Annotated in this window: 15 protein-coding genes; 4 read left to right on the top strand and 11 right to left on the bottom strand. The window is 73.7% G+C overall.

Annotation, left to right across the window (positions count from 1 at the left end; translation table 11 throughout):
* Positions 1-85: 85 nt before the first annotated feature.
* The 4 genes from ACIP4X_RS13605 to ACIP4X_RS13620 all read right to left on the bottom strand — a co-directional run bounded on the left by ACIP4X_RS13605 (position 86) and on the right by ACIP4X_RS13620 (position 3,406).
* Positions 86-613: a hypothetical protein gene (locus ACIP4X_RS13605; protein ID WP_358731549.1), complete on the bottom strand. Its 528-nt coding sequence runs from the start codon at positions 611-613 to the stop codon at positions 86-88.
* Positions 614-656: 43 nt separating this feature from the next.
* A complete protein-coding gene (locus tag ACIP4X_RS13610; RefSeq protein WP_358731551.1) occupies positions 657-1,160 on the bottom strand; it encodes an SHOCT domain-containing protein in 504 nt (167 codons plus the stop codon).
* Between the two features lie 133 nt (positions 1,161-1,293).
* Positions 1,294-2,652, bottom strand: coding sequence for a hypothetical protein (locus ACIP4X_RS13615; RefSeq protein WP_391454864.1), 1,359 nt, complete (start codon positions 2,650-2,652; stop codon positions 1,294-1,296).
* A gap of 91 nt (positions 2,653-2,743) precedes the next feature.
* The gene (locus ACIP4X_RS13620; RefSeq protein ID WP_358731555.1) at positions 2,744-3,406 is read right to left on the bottom strand and encodes an HdeD family acid-resistance protein; all 663 of its coding nucleotides are present in this window, start codon (positions 3,404-3,406) and stop codon (positions 2,744-2,746) included.
* A 230-nt stretch (positions 3,407-3,636) separates the two neighbouring features.
* On the opposite strand from ACIP4X_RS13620, the gene ACIP4X_RS13625 reads away from it, so the two are divergent.
* On the top strand, positions 3,637-4,227 hold the full coding sequence (locus ACIP4X_RS13625) for an ion channel (RefSeq protein ID WP_391454865.1): 591 nt from the start codon (positions 3,637-3,639) through the stop codon (positions 4,225-4,227).
* Between the two features lie 31 nt (positions 4,228-4,258).
* Here the strand turns inward: ACIP4X_RS13625 and ACIP4X_RS13630 are convergent, their stop codons facing one another.
* From ACIP4X_RS13630 to ACIP4X_RS13640, 3 genes are all read right to left on the bottom strand, one after another.
* Positions 4,259-4,456 (bottom strand): hypothetical protein, encoded by a 198-nt coding sequence (locus ACIP4X_RS13630; protein ID WP_358731557.1) that lies wholly within the window; start codon positions 4,454-4,456, stop codon positions 4,259-4,261.
* Between the two features lie 119 nt (positions 4,457-4,575).
* Positions 4,576-5,061, bottom strand: coding sequence for a hypothetical protein (locus ACIP4X_RS13635; RefSeq protein ID WP_391454866.1), 486 nt, complete (start codon positions 5,059-5,061; stop codon positions 4,576-4,578).
* The gene (locus ACIP4X_RS13640) at positions 5,058-7,703 is read right to left on the bottom strand and encodes a LuxR C-terminal-related transcriptional regulator (RefSeq protein ID WP_401348296.1); all 2,646 of its coding nucleotides are present in this window, start codon (positions 7,701-7,703) and stop codon (positions 5,058-5,060) included. The genes ACIP4X_RS13635 and ACIP4X_RS13640 overlap by 4 nt, the downstream gene beginning before the upstream one ends.
* Positions 7,704-7,933: 230 nt before the next feature.
* Here ACIP4X_RS13640 and ACIP4X_RS13645 point away from each other — a divergent pair, with 230 nt between their 5' ends.
* Together ACIP4X_RS13645 and ACIP4X_RS13650 are read left to right on the top strand one after the other, a co-directional pair.
* Positions 7,934-8,293 carry a DUF779 domain-containing protein gene (locus ACIP4X_RS13645; protein ID WP_391454868.1) on the top strand — a complete coding sequence of 120 codons (360 nt, stop codon included), beginning with the start codon at positions 7,934-7,936 and terminating at the stop codon, positions 8,291-8,293.
* 159 nt (positions 8,294-8,452) lie between these two features.
* Entirely contained in the window at positions 8,453-8,647 is a 195-nt protein-coding gene (locus tag ACIP4X_RS13650; RefSeq protein ID WP_358731562.1) for a hypothetical protein, read from the top strand.
* A 14-nt stretch (positions 8,648-8,661) separates the two neighbouring features.
* Here the strand turns inward: ACIP4X_RS13650 and ACIP4X_RS13655 are convergent, their stop codons facing one another.
* The 4 genes from ACIP4X_RS13655 to ACIP4X_RS13670 form a co-directional block, all read right to left on the bottom strand.
* Positions 8,662-9,771, bottom strand: coding sequence for an acyl-CoA dehydrogenase family protein (locus ACIP4X_RS13655; RefSeq protein ID WP_358731564.1), 1,110 nt, complete (start codon positions 9,769-9,771; stop codon positions 8,662-8,664).
* Positions 9,768-10,949: an acyl-CoA dehydrogenase family protein gene (locus tag ACIP4X_RS13660; RefSeq protein WP_358731566.1), complete on the bottom strand. Its 1,182-nt coding sequence runs from the start codon at positions 10,947-10,949 to the stop codon at positions 9,768-9,770. Before ACIP4X_RS13660 ends, ACIP4X_RS13655 begins: the two co-directional genes overlap by 4 nt.
* Positions 10,946-11,923 carry a zinc-binding dehydrogenase gene (locus ACIP4X_RS13665; protein ID WP_391454869.1) on the bottom strand — a complete coding sequence of 326 codons (978 nt, stop codon included), beginning with the start codon at positions 11,921-11,923 and terminating at the stop codon, positions 10,946-10,948. The genes ACIP4X_RS13660 and ACIP4X_RS13665 overlap by 4 nt, the downstream gene beginning before the upstream one ends.
* Before the next feature lie 91 nt (positions 11,924-12,014).
* The gene (locus ACIP4X_RS13670; protein ID WP_401348301.1) at positions 12,015-12,599 is read right to left on the bottom strand and encodes a helix-turn-helix domain-containing protein; all 585 of its coding nucleotides are present in this window, start codon (positions 12,597-12,599) and stop codon (positions 12,015-12,017) included.
* A gap of 91 nt (positions 12,600-12,690) precedes the next feature.
* Here ACIP4X_RS13670 and ACIP4X_RS13675 point away from each other — a divergent pair, with 91 nt between their 5' ends.
* The gene (locus tag ACIP4X_RS13675) at positions 12,691-13,659 is read left to right on the top strand and encodes an FAD-dependent oxidoreductase (RefSeq protein ID WP_391454870.1); all 969 of its coding nucleotides are present in this window, start codon (positions 12,691-12,693) and stop codon (positions 13,657-13,659) included.
* The last annotated feature ends 409 nt before the right edge of the window (positions 13,660-14,068 follow it).

The following is a 14,068-nucleotide window of genomic DNA, read 5'->3' on the forward strand; positions in this document are numbered from 1 at the left end:
CCGGGACGACCGGCCTCGCAGGGCCGTGCGGGCGCGGCCCGGACGACGTGTTCTCGCCCGGGTCGCGCCGCCGCCCGCACGCCCGTCACGGGGTGCGCGGCGGGGTGGTCCCGGTCGTGGCGGAGGTGGTGGGTGTGGAGGACGCGGAGGGCGTGGCCGACGTGGGAGTGGAGGCGGTCGCGGCGGTGTGATGCGTGGCCTGGGACTCCTCGGGATGCAGCACGCACAGGGCCCAGATGACGAACCCGGAGAACGCGATCATCACGACCGACCAGACCGGGTAGTACGGCAGCGACAGGAAGTTGGCGAGGATGATCAGCCCGGCGATGGTCACTCCGGCCACCCGCGCCCACATCGCCGTCTGGAACAGCCCGATGCTGATGATCACGGCGAGCACCCCGAGGACGAGGTGGATCCAGCCCCAGCCGGTGAGGTCGTACTGGAAGACGTAGTTGCGCGTGGTGATGAAGACGTCGTCATGGGCGATGCCCATGATCCCGCGGAAGATGTCGAGCACTCCGGCGATCATCAGCATGACGGCGGCGAAGGCCGTCAGGCCGGTGGCCCATGCCTGCTTCGCCGAATGCGGCCGTGCGGTGTGGGTCGCGGTCATCTTCTCCCTCGTTTCGTCTCGCGTTGCGTCTCGTCCGGCGTGCTCATCGACGGCCGGGAGTGGAGCTGACGGAACTGCCGGGGCCCTCGGGGGCGGAGGTCACGGAGGTGGCGCGGCCCTCGGGCACGTCGCCGGCCAGGATCATGTCCTTGGCCCGGGCGAACTCCTCGTCGGTGATGTCTCCGCGGGCGCGCAGGTCGGACAGCCGGGCGAGTTCGTCGACCTTGGACCCGCCACCGCCGCCGGACGCGGTCTGCCGGATGTAGGCGTTGAAGGCGTCCTGCTGCTGCCGCGCCTGTGCGATCTCCCGGTGGCCCATGCTCCGGCCCCGGGCGATGACGTAGACGAGGACACCGAGGAACGGCAGGACGATGCAGAACACCAGCCACCCGGCCTTGGCCCAGCCGTTCAGGCCGTCGTCGCGGAAGATGTCGAGGATGACCCTGAAGAGCAGGACGAACCACATGATCCACAGGAAGAACCACAGCATCGTCCAGAAGGCGCTCAGCAGCGGGTAGTCGTACGCGAGGTTCATCTGCGTGCTCATTTCTCTCCGTTCCGGGCCTGCGCCCGGCTGCGCTGTCTGCCCTCTGCCAGCGTGCGCAGGGCACGGACCGGGCGCCTCACCCGATGCGGGTGACCGTGGCACGCCCGAGCGGCCTCGCGTGGCGTCGAGGGGCTCAGGACGCCGCCGGGTGTGCGCCGCCGGTTCCCGCGGACTCTGCGGGAACCGTGGCGGAGGCGAGGACGGCCAGGAGGATCAGCACCACGACGACGACGCACAGCACGAGGGCGACGACCGCGGCCGTGGGGTGGTTCCAGAGCACCAGAGTGAGTGCGCCGGCGGCGATGACGACGCCGGTGGTCCACTTCCGGTGGACGTCCAGCCAGCGTCCGGTCGCGCCCGTGCGTACTCCGGCTCGGCCGAGTGCCTCACCCGCGGCGGTGGTGCTCCGCCGGGTCACGCTCCGCACTCCGCGCGCTGCGCGTCCCGGGCCGTACAGATAAGCGGCCAGCGCCGTGATCACGGCGACGACCAGGAGGGTGCGGGCGCTGTCGCGCAGGAACCGCACCAGGGTGTCGTAGACGACCGCGGCGGCGTCGGGGGGCAGGACGGCCGGCGGGACGGAACCGAGGTAGACCCGGCGTGCCACGGCCAGGGCGATGAGCAGTACGATCATCATCACGCCCACGCCGATGGCCGTGACCTGGAGCATCAACCGGTGCGACGGGGCCGTCCACACGGTCAGCGCGGCGAGCACGAGCGTCACGACGGGCAGCCATACGCCGACGATGTCGAGCAGCCGCATGGCGTCCTGGGCCTTGTCCAGCTTCTCGGCCCTGAACAGCGTGATCGTGCGGTCGGGCGCGGGGATGACGGAGGCCTTCTGAAAGCCGGCGTGCTCCAGCTCGTGCTTGACCTGGTCGACGACGACCCCGATGTCCAGGTTCACGTCTTCGCCCTGCGCCCGCAGGGCGCCCTTCTGGCTGCCGGTGAGGACGTTCATCAGCGCCGTCTGCGCCCGCCGGTTGCCCGTCACCCAGACGTCCTCGAAGACGTCGCTGGTGACGACGCGTCGGACGACGCGGTGCACCGCGTCGGTGATGGCGCCGTGCAGCGGGCCGGTCAGCGCGCTGGAGCCGTCGACGACGCGCGGCGGCGCCCCGGACTTCTTGAGGACGTCGGTCAGTGACGCGGTCAGCGCGCTGACGTCGATGTTGTCCACGACCCGCTTGGTCAGCCGGTCGGTCACGGCGTTCTGCACGGCCGGTTCACGGGCCAGCGGGGTGACGGTCTGGACATAGCGGTCGGTGTCGGCGACCGTGCTGTGCACCCAGGCCGCGACGACGGCCGCCGGGGCGAACACCAGCGTCACCACCAGCAGGACGGTGGCACCCGCCCGGCGCAGCCTCCGGTGCTTGACGGCGGCCGCCCGGCGGAGCCGTTCGTACTCGGCGGACTCCTCGGGGGTCAGGGAGCGCCGGGGCTCACCCGCGCCACCCGGGGCCGCGGGGACGGGGGCGTCGGCGGGGGCCATGGATCCTCCTGGGCGTCGCGGACCGGCACGGCGGGCGGCGTACGGGGCTACCGGGGCCGGACGGCGTAGGGGCTACCGGGGCTCATGGGGCTCAGACCGTGGCCGCGGGCCCGGACGGGGTCCTCGTGCCGCCCCTGCGCAGCGCCGACCGCCAGGCGAAGGCGACGCCCAGTTCGACCAGGCCGAGCAGCACGAGCCACAGGCCGAGCAGCCGGGTCAGGACCAGGGCCGACTGCGCGGGCAGCGCCAGCACCACGATGCCCGCGACGATGCCGAGCGCCGCCGCGCCGAGGAGGACACCGCGGTGCGGCAGGCCCCGGAAGGCGAGCGCCGTGTAGGCGGTGAGCATCCCGGACAGCAGCCAGACGATCCCGACGATCAGCGAGAGCGCGGCGATGGTCTGCAACGGGTGCCTCAGGCACAGCACCCCGGCGAGGACGAACAGCACCGCGACCAGCAGCCGCGGCAGGCGCTCGCCGTGCTCCTCCCGGGAGAACGCGGCGACGAACCGGAAGGCGCCTGTCACCAGCAGGTACAGCCCGATCACGATCGCCAGGATGTGCAGGGTCTCGTTCGGCCAGGCGAGCACGATGATCCCCGGCACCAGTGTCGCCAGTGCCGAGCCGAGCAGCCAGGTCCACGACGTGCCGAGTCCGGCCAGCATGTCAGCGGGGTCGCCGTCCTGGTGGTGGCCCGTCCCGCCGGGCCTGTGCTCCGATCCGGCACGCCCTGCCGAACCACGCGACATGGTCATGGCTCCTCCTCGCGGGGATCGGTTGCGGGTCGCCGCCGGACCGCCGACGGGACGGTGTACGAGGACCCGTACGCCAGCGTCGCGCGAAGCGGTGTCGCACGGGTCACCCATGAGGGGTGATCCGTCTCCCGCGCCGCCGCGATGATCTGGATGCGGACCCGCCCCCGTTTCCCGGACAGCTTTCCCGGACGGCGCCCGTCCCCCGGGCGGCGGAACCGAAGGGACCCGAGATGAGCGACCCGGCAGCTTCCCGCACCCCGGACACCCCGGGGAGGCGCCCGCCGCGGCGGGACCGGGAGCGGCTAGTGCTCCGGTCGGCGGCCCTCATGGTGCTCGCCCGCGCGGTGCTCGTCACGACCGGTCTGGTGACGGCGTACTACCTGCTGCCCCTGGACGCCCGGGCCACGGGCATGACGGCGGTCCTGCTCGGCCTCGGCCTGGTCGGTGTCGCGCTGTTCTTCGGGTGGGAGGTGTGGGCCATCGTCCGCTCGCCGTACCCCCGGCTGAAGGCCGTGGAGGCGCTGACGATCACGCTGCCGCTCTTCCTGCTGCTGTTCGCCGGGGCCTACTACCTCCTGGACCGCTCCGATCCGCGATCCTTCACCGAGCCGCTGACCAGGACGGACGCCCTGTACTTCGCGATGACCACGTTCACCACCGTCGGGTACGGCGACATCACGGCGCGGTCGCAGACGGGGCGCGTGCTGACCATGCTCCAGATGACCGGCGGGCTGCTGCTCGTGGGGGTCGCCGCGCGTGTGCTGACGGGCGCCATCCAGGCGGGCCTGCGCCAGCAGCGCCGAGACCGGCCGCCCGGGTAGCTCGCACGGCCACTCGGACCGCCCGGCCGGCTCACTCCGGGATGCGGCGCATCTCCAGGACCCGCAGGCCCAGTGACTGGCAGCGGGCCAGCAGCCCGTACAGGTGCGCCTCGTCCACCACGGGCCCGAACAGGACGGTCTGACCGGACATCACCACGTGGTCCAGCTCGGGGAATGCCTTGGTCAGCGTCTCCGACATGTGCCCGTCGACGCGGATCTCGTAGCGCATCAGCCGCTCCCACGGAGGCCTGGGGACGGGCGTACCACGCCCCCTGTCCGAGAGTCCGCCCGGCCGGGCCGCCGGGCCTCACCCGGCGCAGGTGATACGGCGGCCGGGTGCGCTGCGTGTCAGTGGGCGAGGACGGCCTTGAGCGCGAGGATCAGCAGCCCGATCACCAGGTTGACCGCCGCCGTGCCCGCCACCAGGCCCCAGGGGGCACCGGCCCGGCGTGCCGCGGCCGCCGACCAGCCCACCTGACCGGCCACGGCCACGGCGAGCGCCAGCCACAGCCCGCCCGCCAGGTCGAGGCCGAACAGCGGGCTGACGGCGAGCGCGAGGGCCGGTGGCACGGCGGCCTGGGCGATCGGCCACTCGTCGCGGCACACGTGCAGGACGGTGCCGCGGTCCGGTCGGCGCCGGGCCAGCCGCGCGCCGAACAACTGGGCGTGCACGTGCCCGAGCCAGAACACCACGCCGGTGAGCAGCAGCAGGAGCGCCAGTCGCAGCCGCGGGAAGTATTCGGGAACGCCGGCGCCGACCACCACGGAGGCGGCGAGCATGGACCCGTACACCCCGCCCGTGTAGTCGGTGTGGGCCCGTCCCGGGCGGTTCACAGCAGGCGCAGTTCGCGGGCCCGGTGCACCGCCTCGTTGCGCCGGTTCACGCCGAGCTTGCGGTACACGCTCTTGAGGTGGGTCTTGACCGTGTTGACCGACACGAACAGGTCCGCGGCGATCTCCTGGGTCGTCATCATCTGCGCGAGCCGCTGGAGCACGTCCCGTTCGCGGTCACTGAGCCGGTCGACGACCAGGGCGGAGCCCGGTTCGGGCTCGGTCGCGGACCGGGGGCCCTGGTGGGCGGGAAGCGGGGGAAACGCGTCCGTGTCCAGCAGACGGCGCAGCCACGGTCCGGTCTCGTGGAAGGGGCGCCGCAGCCGTTCGTTCCTGGCCTCCAGCAGCGCGCGGGTCACCAGCCGGCGCGCGGTGGCGTGGTCGCCCTGCCGGCCGGTGGCCTCGGCGCGGACCAGCAGGGCCCGTACGGTGACGGCGGGGCCGGGGCGCTGCCCGGTGGGAGGCGTGTCGAGCAGGTCGAGCGCGGTACCCGGGTCGCCCGCGGCGAGGTGGGCGCGGGCGGCCGCCACCGTGCAGGCGGCGTCCTGGTCCACGGCGTCCCGCAGCACCTTCACGGCCGGTTCGGGGCGGCCCTCGGCGAGGTGGGCGGCGGAGACGACGAGCGCGAGGTGCGCCTCGGCCCAGGGGGAGGCGACGGCGGCGGGAACGGCCGACTCGGCGGTCTCCAGGGCGGCCCGGACCTCTCCGCGGGCCAGCTGGAGCCGTGCCCGCACGATGACCAGAGCGGCGGCCGTCACGGGATCCCGGGGCGAGGGCCGCTCGGCCCTCGCCCGGTCCAGCAGGGCGCGGGCCTCGCCCAGTTCGTCGCGGTCGACGGCCACCGCGGCCAGGACCAGGTGGCCGAGTACGGAACCGGTCGGCTCGGCCAGGCTGAACCGTTCCGCGTCGGCGAGCGCAGCGAGGACCCTGCGTTCCGCCCGTGTGGGCCAGCCGGTCAGCCAGTCGATGAGCGCGAGCAGGCTCAGGGAGTCCTCCCGCGGCAGCGCGGTGGCCCCGGCGGAGCCGGCCGCCGCGGCGCGGAGCGCGGCCCCGGCGTCCTCGATGCGTCCCGCCCACAGCCGGGCGGCGCCCAGGTGGGTCTGCAGCAGGGCGGCGAGTTCGGGGTGCTTGTCCAGGAGTTCGGCGGGGAGGTCCTCTTGCAGTTCCCGCGCCGTCCGGGCGGCGCGCTCGGCCCGGCCGGGGGAACCGGTCAGCCGGGCGGCGAGGGTGTCCAGGAGGGCGAGGCCGAGCCGGGCCGCCGCCCCGCCGGGCCCGGCGCGGGCCAGCTCCCGGCGGGCGTGCTCAAGGTGCGGAAGGGCGTACCCGGGGTCGCCGTCGGACAGCTCGCGGGCCGCGCGGACGAGGTCGGCCTCGGGGCCGGTGGTCCCGGGTGGCATCCGCGAGAACAGCTCTCCCAGGTCCCCGGAGCGCAGGCCGGTGAAGAGCTGCCCGATCGCGAGGTCGTCCACCAGGGCGCCGGCGGTGAAGCGCCAGTCGCCGGCGGCGGCGCCGTGGGCGAGCGTCTCGGGCAGCGGTCCGGTGTGCCGCAGCCACTCGGCGGCCCTGCGGTGCAGTTCGGTCTCCAGGCTGGGGAACCGCACCCGCAGGTGCGCCGCCAGGATCTCGGCGAAGAGCGGGTGGAGGCGGTACCAGGAGTGGCCGAGGTGCTCGACGAACGCGTTCGCCCGGTGCAGCTCGGCCAGGACGGGTTCGGCGTCCCGGCGCCCGGTGAGCGCGTTGGCCAGGTCGGGGCGGAACCGGTCCAGGACGCTGACCCGCAGCAGCAGGTCCTGGGTCGGGGCCGGCTGTCTCTTGAGCACCTCGGCCAGCAGGAAGTCGGCGATCGTGCTCTGCCCTGCCTCGAACTCCTTGAGGTATGTCTCCGGGTCGCTGCTCTGCCCCGCGGCCAGGGCGCACAGCCGCAGACCCGCCGCCCAGCCCCGGGTGCGCTCGACGAGTGCGCGGGCCGCGTCGCCGCCGAGCCGCAGTCCGTGCAGTTCCAGCAGGGTCGCGGCCTCCTCGGGGGTGAAGGCCAGTTCCGCGTCCCTGATCTCGGTCAGGGTGCCGTCCGCGCGGTAGCGGTGCAGCGGCAGTGTCGGTTCGGTGCGGGTGACGAGGACCAGGCGCATGCCCCGTCCGGCGTGGTGCAGGACGAAACCGAGCTGATCGGCGATCTCCGGGGCGGTGACGCGGTCGTACTCGTCGAGGACGACGGTCACGGGCCGGTCGCGGCCGTTGAGCCGCGCGGCGAGCCGGGTGAGCAGACCGTGGTCCACCGTGCCGGCCTCGGCCGGGCAGCCGACGTCGCGGATCTCGTGCGCCCCGCCGGCGCGCAGGGCCTCCAGGAGGTAGGCCCAGAAGACGCCGGGTGCCTGGTCGGTGGCGCCCGCCGTGAGCCAGGCCACCGGCCGGTCCAGATGGGCGGCCCAGTCGGCGACCAGCAGCGTCTTGCCCGCGCCCGCGCAGCCGTTGACCATCGTCAGCGGCGTGGCCGGCGCCTGGTCCAGGCGCTCGACCAGGCGCCGTCGGCGCAGGAACGTGGCCGGCGGCACCGGCACGGCGAAACAGGTCCGCAGGAACGGGTCCCCCAGGGGATCCACGTCCGCGGCCGTCGGCCCGGGACTGTTGTCGCCGCGTTCGGACACCGCGCTCACCACCACCGGTCATGTCATGGGCAGCGCTTCTCCCGCTCAGGATCTCAGCGATCGCCGGTGGGCGCGCGTCGCGACAGGGCACGGCGGCGGGACCCCGTACGGCGAGGCAGGGGGACGCGGGCCGTGCAACCTTGTCGCAACCTCCTTGCTGCTTGGCTGGGTGCGGCTTCTTCTTCCGGTGCTTCTTCCCGGGCTCTCCCGGGCGGCGAGGGACGGCGACGATGTACGAGGAGATCCCGCGCGTGGAGTTCACCCCCGCGGCGGCCGTACTGGTGCGGCGGCTGAGCGAGACGCACGGACCGCTGATGTTCCACCAGTCGGGTGGCTGCTGCGACGGAAGCGCGCCGATGTGCTATCCGGCGGGCGAGTTCCGTACCGGCGGCTCGGACGTGCTGCTCGCGGAGTTGGAGATCGAGGGGCTGGACCTGCCGGTGCCGTTCTGGATGTCGCGCAGCCAGTTCCAGGCATGGAGTCATACGCGGCTCATCGTGGACGTGGTGCCCGGCCGGGGCAGTGGTTTCTCCCTGGAGGCACCCGAGGGAGTGCGTTTCCTCATCCGCTCCCGCGTCATCGAGGCCTGACCCCGGCACCCGGCATCACGCTCCGCACCACGCAGGGCAATCGCGGAGCGGTGGCAGAACCACACGTTCGGAGGACATGTCTACCGCCCGGACCGACCCTCCGCTACGCCACACTTGCGGCCGAAAGCCGCGAAGTGGGCGTGGCGGAGGAGGACGACGATGGCCATTTCCATCTCTGTGGTGCTGCTGCTCCTGCTCCTTGCCGTGATCTTCGTGCGCAACTGCGCGCTGAAGTTCTCGCATGCCCTGGTGTGCGTCCTGCTCGGCTTCTTCCTGGCGGGCACGAGCATGGCGCCCACCATTCAGGAGGGTCTTATGGCCACGGCGCAGATCGTCGGCAGTCTGCACCCCTGACGTCCGGCCGGACGTCAGGGCGCTTCGAGTCCGACCAGCCGGGCCAGCGCCTCGCGGTGGGCGCCCGCGGTGCCGTACGCGATCGAGTCCGCCTTGGCCCGCTTCAGGTACAGGTGGACCGGATGTTCCCAGGTCATGCCGATGCCGCCGTGCAGTTGCAGCGCCTCCTCGGCGGCGTGGACGGCGACGGGCGCCGCGTGGGCCTGGGCGACGGCGACCGCCACGTCGGCGTCCTCCTCCCCGGCGAGCGCGTCGGCCGCGGACCGGGCGGCGGCGCGGAGCCCGGCCGCCTCCAGCCAGAGCTGGGCGAGCCGGTGCTTGAGCGCCTGGAAGCCGCCGACGGGCCGGTTGAACTGCCTACGCTCCTTGAGGTAGCGGACGGTCTCGGTCAACGTCCAGTCCGCCAGGCCGAGCTGCTCGGAGGCGAGCAGTCCGGCGCCGGCGCGCAGCGCCCGGTGCACGGCGGGCCCGGCGTCACCAAGCCGACGGGCCCGTACGGCGTCGAGGGAGACGGTCGCCGGCGGCCGGGTCAGGTCCAGCGGCACCTGCGGGGTGACGGTGACGTCGTCCGCGTCGACGGCGTGGAGCCCGCCGTCGTCCGCGGGCACCAGCAGCACGTCGGCGACCGCCGCGTCCGCGATCCCCGTCAACTCCCCGTGCAGCAGCCCGGATTCCAGGCGTACGGTCCCGAAGGCGCCCCCCGGCGCGGTGTGCAGCCCGACCGCCAGGACGCCGATCGTCCGACCGGACGCCAGACGGGACAGCAGATCGGCGCGGTCGTCGCCCGCGCAGGCCAGCAGCGCCTCGGTGGCGACCACGGCACTGGTGAGGTACGGAACGGGCGCCACCGCCCGCCCCAACTCCTCCAGCACGACGGCCGCTTCGCGATGGGAGGCACCCTGGCCGCCGTGTTCCTCGGGCACCAGCAGACCGGCCAGGCCCATGTCGCCGGCGAGCGTCTTCCACAGCGCGAGGTCGTGCGGGGCGTCCGACTCGGCGCGCGCGATCACGTCCGCCGGGGCGCAGTGGTCGGTGAGCAGGTCCCGGACGGCGGCGCGCAGCGCCTCTTCCTCCTCCGAGTACAGCAGGTCGGGTTCGGCACTCGGCGTGCTCGTCGCGCTCATCGGGCGAGGTCCTTCCAGGCGGCGTCCTTGTCGGTGCGCGGCTCGGCGGGCAGGCCGAGGACGCGCTCGGCGACGATGTTCAGGAGCACTTCGCTGGTCCCGCCCTCGATGCTGTTGCCCTTGGCCCGCAGGTAGCGGTATCCGGCGTCGCGGCCGGTGAAGTCGACCAGTTCGGGACGGCGCATGGTCCAGTCGTCGTACAACAGGCCTTCCTCACCGAGGAGTTCGACCTCCAGGCCGCTGATCTCCTGGTTGAGCCGGGCGAAGGAGAGCTTCATGCCGGAGCCCTCGGGGCCGGGCCGGCCCGCGGCGAGCTGCTGGCGCAGCCGCTCGCCGGTCAGGCGGGCGACCTCGGCCTCCACCCACAGCCTCAGCAGCCGCTGGTGCAGATCGTGGGTGCGCAGTTCCGGCCGCTCGCGCCAGGTCCTCGCGACCGGGCCGATCATGCCGCCCTCGCGGGGCAGCCGCATACCGCCGATGGACACACGCTCGTTCATGAGCGTGGTCCCGGCGACCCGCCAGCCGTCGCCGACCTCGCCGAGGCGGTGGGCGTCGGGGATGCGCACGCCCGTCAGGAAGACCTCGTTGAACTCGGCCTCTCCGGTGATCTGGCGCAGCGGCCGCACCTCGACGCCGGGGTCGGTCATGTCGCAGAGGAAGTAGGTGATGCCCCGGTGCTTGGGCAGGTCCGGGTCGGTGCGGGCGATGAGGATGGCCCAGCGGGCGAGGTGGGCGCTGGAGGTCCACACCTTCTGCCCGCTGACCACCCAGGTGTCGCCCTCACGGACCGCCCGGGTGCCGAGGGCGGCGAGGTCGGATCCGGCGCCCGGTTCGCTGAACAGCTGGCACCAGACCTCCTCCCCGGTCCACAGCGGCCTGAGGAAGCGCCGTTTCTGCTCCTCGGTGCCGTGCCGCAGGATGGTCGGGGCGGCCATGCCGAGGCCGATGCCGATGCGGCGTGGGTCGTTGTCCGGGGCGCCCGCCGCCGCCAACTCGGCGTCCACGACGGCCTGGAGGGAGCGGGTGGCGCCGAGTCCGCCGAGACCTTCCGGGTAGTGCACCCAGGCGAGCCCGGCGTCGAAGCGGGCTCGGAGGAAGTCGAGCCTGCCGGTGGTGGCCGGCGGATGCGCGGTCAGCAACTCGCCGGTCCGGCGTCGCAGTTCCTCGGCGTCCGTCATGCGGTGGCTCCGTCCTTCAGGGCGGGCAGCACGGCGACGCGGCCGGTGGTGGCTCCGTCGGCGACCCGCTGCACGGCGGCCGCGGCTCCGGCCAGCGGCACCCGCTCACTCACCAGAGGCTTGATCGCGCCCCGGGCGGCCAGGTCGGTGAGCTGCTCGTGGCAGTGCCGGACCAGGTCGGGGTTCCTGGTGTTGTACAGGCCCCAGTGCAGGCCGACGATCGAGTAGTTCTTGACGAGTGCGTGGTTCAGCGCCGGACTGGGGACGGTCCCGCCGGCGAAGCCGACGACGAGGATCCGGCCCTCGAAGGCGACGGCCTTGGCGGACTGGGCGTAGGCCGTGCCGCCGACCGGGTCGTAGATCACGTCCGCGCCCCGGCCGCCGGTGGCCTCCTTCACGGCGGCGACGACGTCCTCGGCGTGCCGGTCGATCACCACGTCGCAGCCCAGCTCGCGGGCCACGGCGGCCTTCGCGGCGCCGCCGGCGACACCGATGACCCGGGCGCCGGCCGCCTTGCCGAGCTGTACGGCCGCGCTGCCGACGCCTCCGGCGGCGGCGTGCACGAGCAGGGTCTCGCCGGCCTCCAGGCGCGCCCGGCGGTGCAGGCCGAACCAGCCCGTCTGGTAGCCGATGTGCAGGGCGGCCGCCTCGGCGTCGTCCAGCGCGTCGGGGGCGGGCAGCACCGCGTCGGCGGCGGCGACGGCCCACTCGGCGAAACCGCCGTACGGCAGCTCCGGGTTGGCGATCACCCGGCGGCCGTCCTCCGTCTCGCCGCAGATCTCCACGCCCGGGGTGAAGGGCAGGGGCGGCCGGACCTGGTACTGGCCGCGGCACAGCAGCGCGTCCGGGAAGTTGACGTTCGCGGCGCGCACCTTGAGCAGGATCCGGCCCTCGCCCGGGGTGGGCGGCCCGGTCTCCTCCAGCCGCATCACCTCGCCCGGCTCGCCGTTGTCGTGCACTCGCCATGCCTGCATGTGCCGCCTCCAGGGGACCGCGTCGTCGCGTCGGGTGACCGGGGTCGACCGCATACTAAGCGGTCGCTTGCCCATCGGGGAACACCCCCGGTCAGCCGTCCTCGGCGGTGCGCGCCGGCCGGGCCCGTACGTGCATGCGCTCCCCCTGCGGTCCGAACAGGCTGAGGAACTCCACCGGCCCCTCCCCCGTCGACCCGAACCAGTGCGGCACGCGCGTGTCGAACTCCGCCGCCTCTCCGGCCGTGAGCACCACGTCGTGGCCGCCGAGCACCAGCCGCAGCCTGCCGGACAGCACGTACAGCCACTCGTAGCCCTCGTGGGTGCGCGGGTCGGGTTCGAGCCTGCGCCGGGGTTCCAGCACCTTGAACGCCTGGAGGCCGCCGGGCTGACGGGTCAGCGGCCAGTGGGTGCGGCCGCCGCGCACGATCGGCTCGGCCCGTACCCGCGGATCGCGCACCGGAGGCGCTCCGACCATCTCGTCCAGCGGCATCCGATGGGCCTGCGCGATCGGCAGCAGCAGCTCCAGGCTGGGTTTGCGCAGGCCCGACTCCAGGCGCGAGAGGGTGCTGACGGAGATCCCGGTCGCCTCTGCGAGGGCGGCGAGGGTGACCTCCCGCTCCTTGCGTATCCGGCGCAGCCGCGGGCCCACGTCGGCGAGGACGTCGTCGATGCTCATGCCTCCGATACTCCCGCCTCGATTGCGGAACCGGCAAATGTGTTTGTCAATCCGGCACCGCACGGACGACCTTCTCGGTGGAGGTGGTCACATGACCGAGAAGCACGAGAACAACGCAAAGTACGAGGTCGTCGTGGTCGGGGGCGGCGCTGCGGGGCTGTCCGCGGCGCTGGTCCTCGGCCGCGCCAGGCGGCGCACGCTGGTCGTCGACGCGGGCGAGCCGCGCAACGCGCCGTCCGCGCACATGCAGGGCTTCCTGTCCCGGGACGGCATGTCCCCGGCACGGTTCCTCGCCGCCGGCCGCGAGGAGATCGAACGGTACGGGGTCGAACTGGTCCGGGACCGGGCGGTGGCGGCGGTCCGGGACGCGGACGGGGAGTTCGACGTGACGCTGGCCGGAGGGCGTATCGTCCACGCCCGGCAGCTGGTCGTCGCCACCGGCCTCAAGGACGAGCTCCCGGAGGTCCCGGGAGTCGCCGAGCGTTTCGGCCGGGACGTGCTGCACTGCCCGTACTGCCACGGCTGGGAGGTCCGCGACAAGGCCTTCGGCGTGCTCGCCACGACACCGCTGAGCGTTCACCAGGCCCTGATGGTGACCCAGTGGTCCAAGGACGTGACGCTCTTCCTGCACCGGGTCGGTGAGGACGAGCTGAACGACGACGACCTGCGCAGGCTGGCCGCGGCCGGCGTCCACGTGGTGCCGGGCGAGGTGAGCGGAATCGTCGTCGAGGCGGACCGGCTGACCGGGGTCCGGCTCGCCGACGGCACGACGTACGCACGCGAGGCGCTGTTCGTCGCGCCGCGCGCGGTGCCCCGGACCGACCTCCTCCAGCAACTGGGCGCCGAACTGCGGGAGACGCCGTTCGGCGCGTACCCGGTGATCGACGAACGGGGTCTGACGACCGTCCGCGGCCTCTGGGCCGCCGGCAACGCGAGCGGCTTCGCCGAACAGGTGATCAACTCAGCCAGCCGCGGCTACCGCGCCGGCGCGGCCATCAACGGCGAACTGCTGTTCACGGACCTGGACGCGGCGGCGACGGGGAGCACGGCGCGGGGGTAGGACGGCTGTGGCGGGCTGAACGTGGGGCAACTGGGGTGCAGGGCAGCGCCCGGCGCCCTCCGCGGGAGCGCCGAGTGCGGAGGGGCGCCGAGCGGGGGCGCCGTGCCTGCGAGGCGGCGCCTGCGCGCACGGCAGCCCCCTCCGCAGGGCGACGCCCGCGGGTGAAGCGGTGGCCGCGTACGGGCAGGGCCCCTGCCCTCCCCGTTGCCCGGACACACCCGCGTGCGGGCCCCGTCCTCGCGCCGTGCGTGCGAGGTGGCACCCGCGCGCACGGCAGCCCCCTCCGCAGGGCGACGCCCGCGGGTGAAGGGGTAGCCGCGTACGGGCAGGGCCCCTGCCCTCCCCGTTGCCCGGACACACCCGCGTGCGGGCCCCGTCCTCGCGCCGTGCGTGCGAGGTGGCACCCGCG

Source organism: Streptomyces sp. NPDC088817, from assembly GCF_044750345.1.
Classification (GTDB): Bacteria; Actinomycetota; Actinomycetes; order Streptomycetales; family Streptomycetaceae; genus Streptomyces.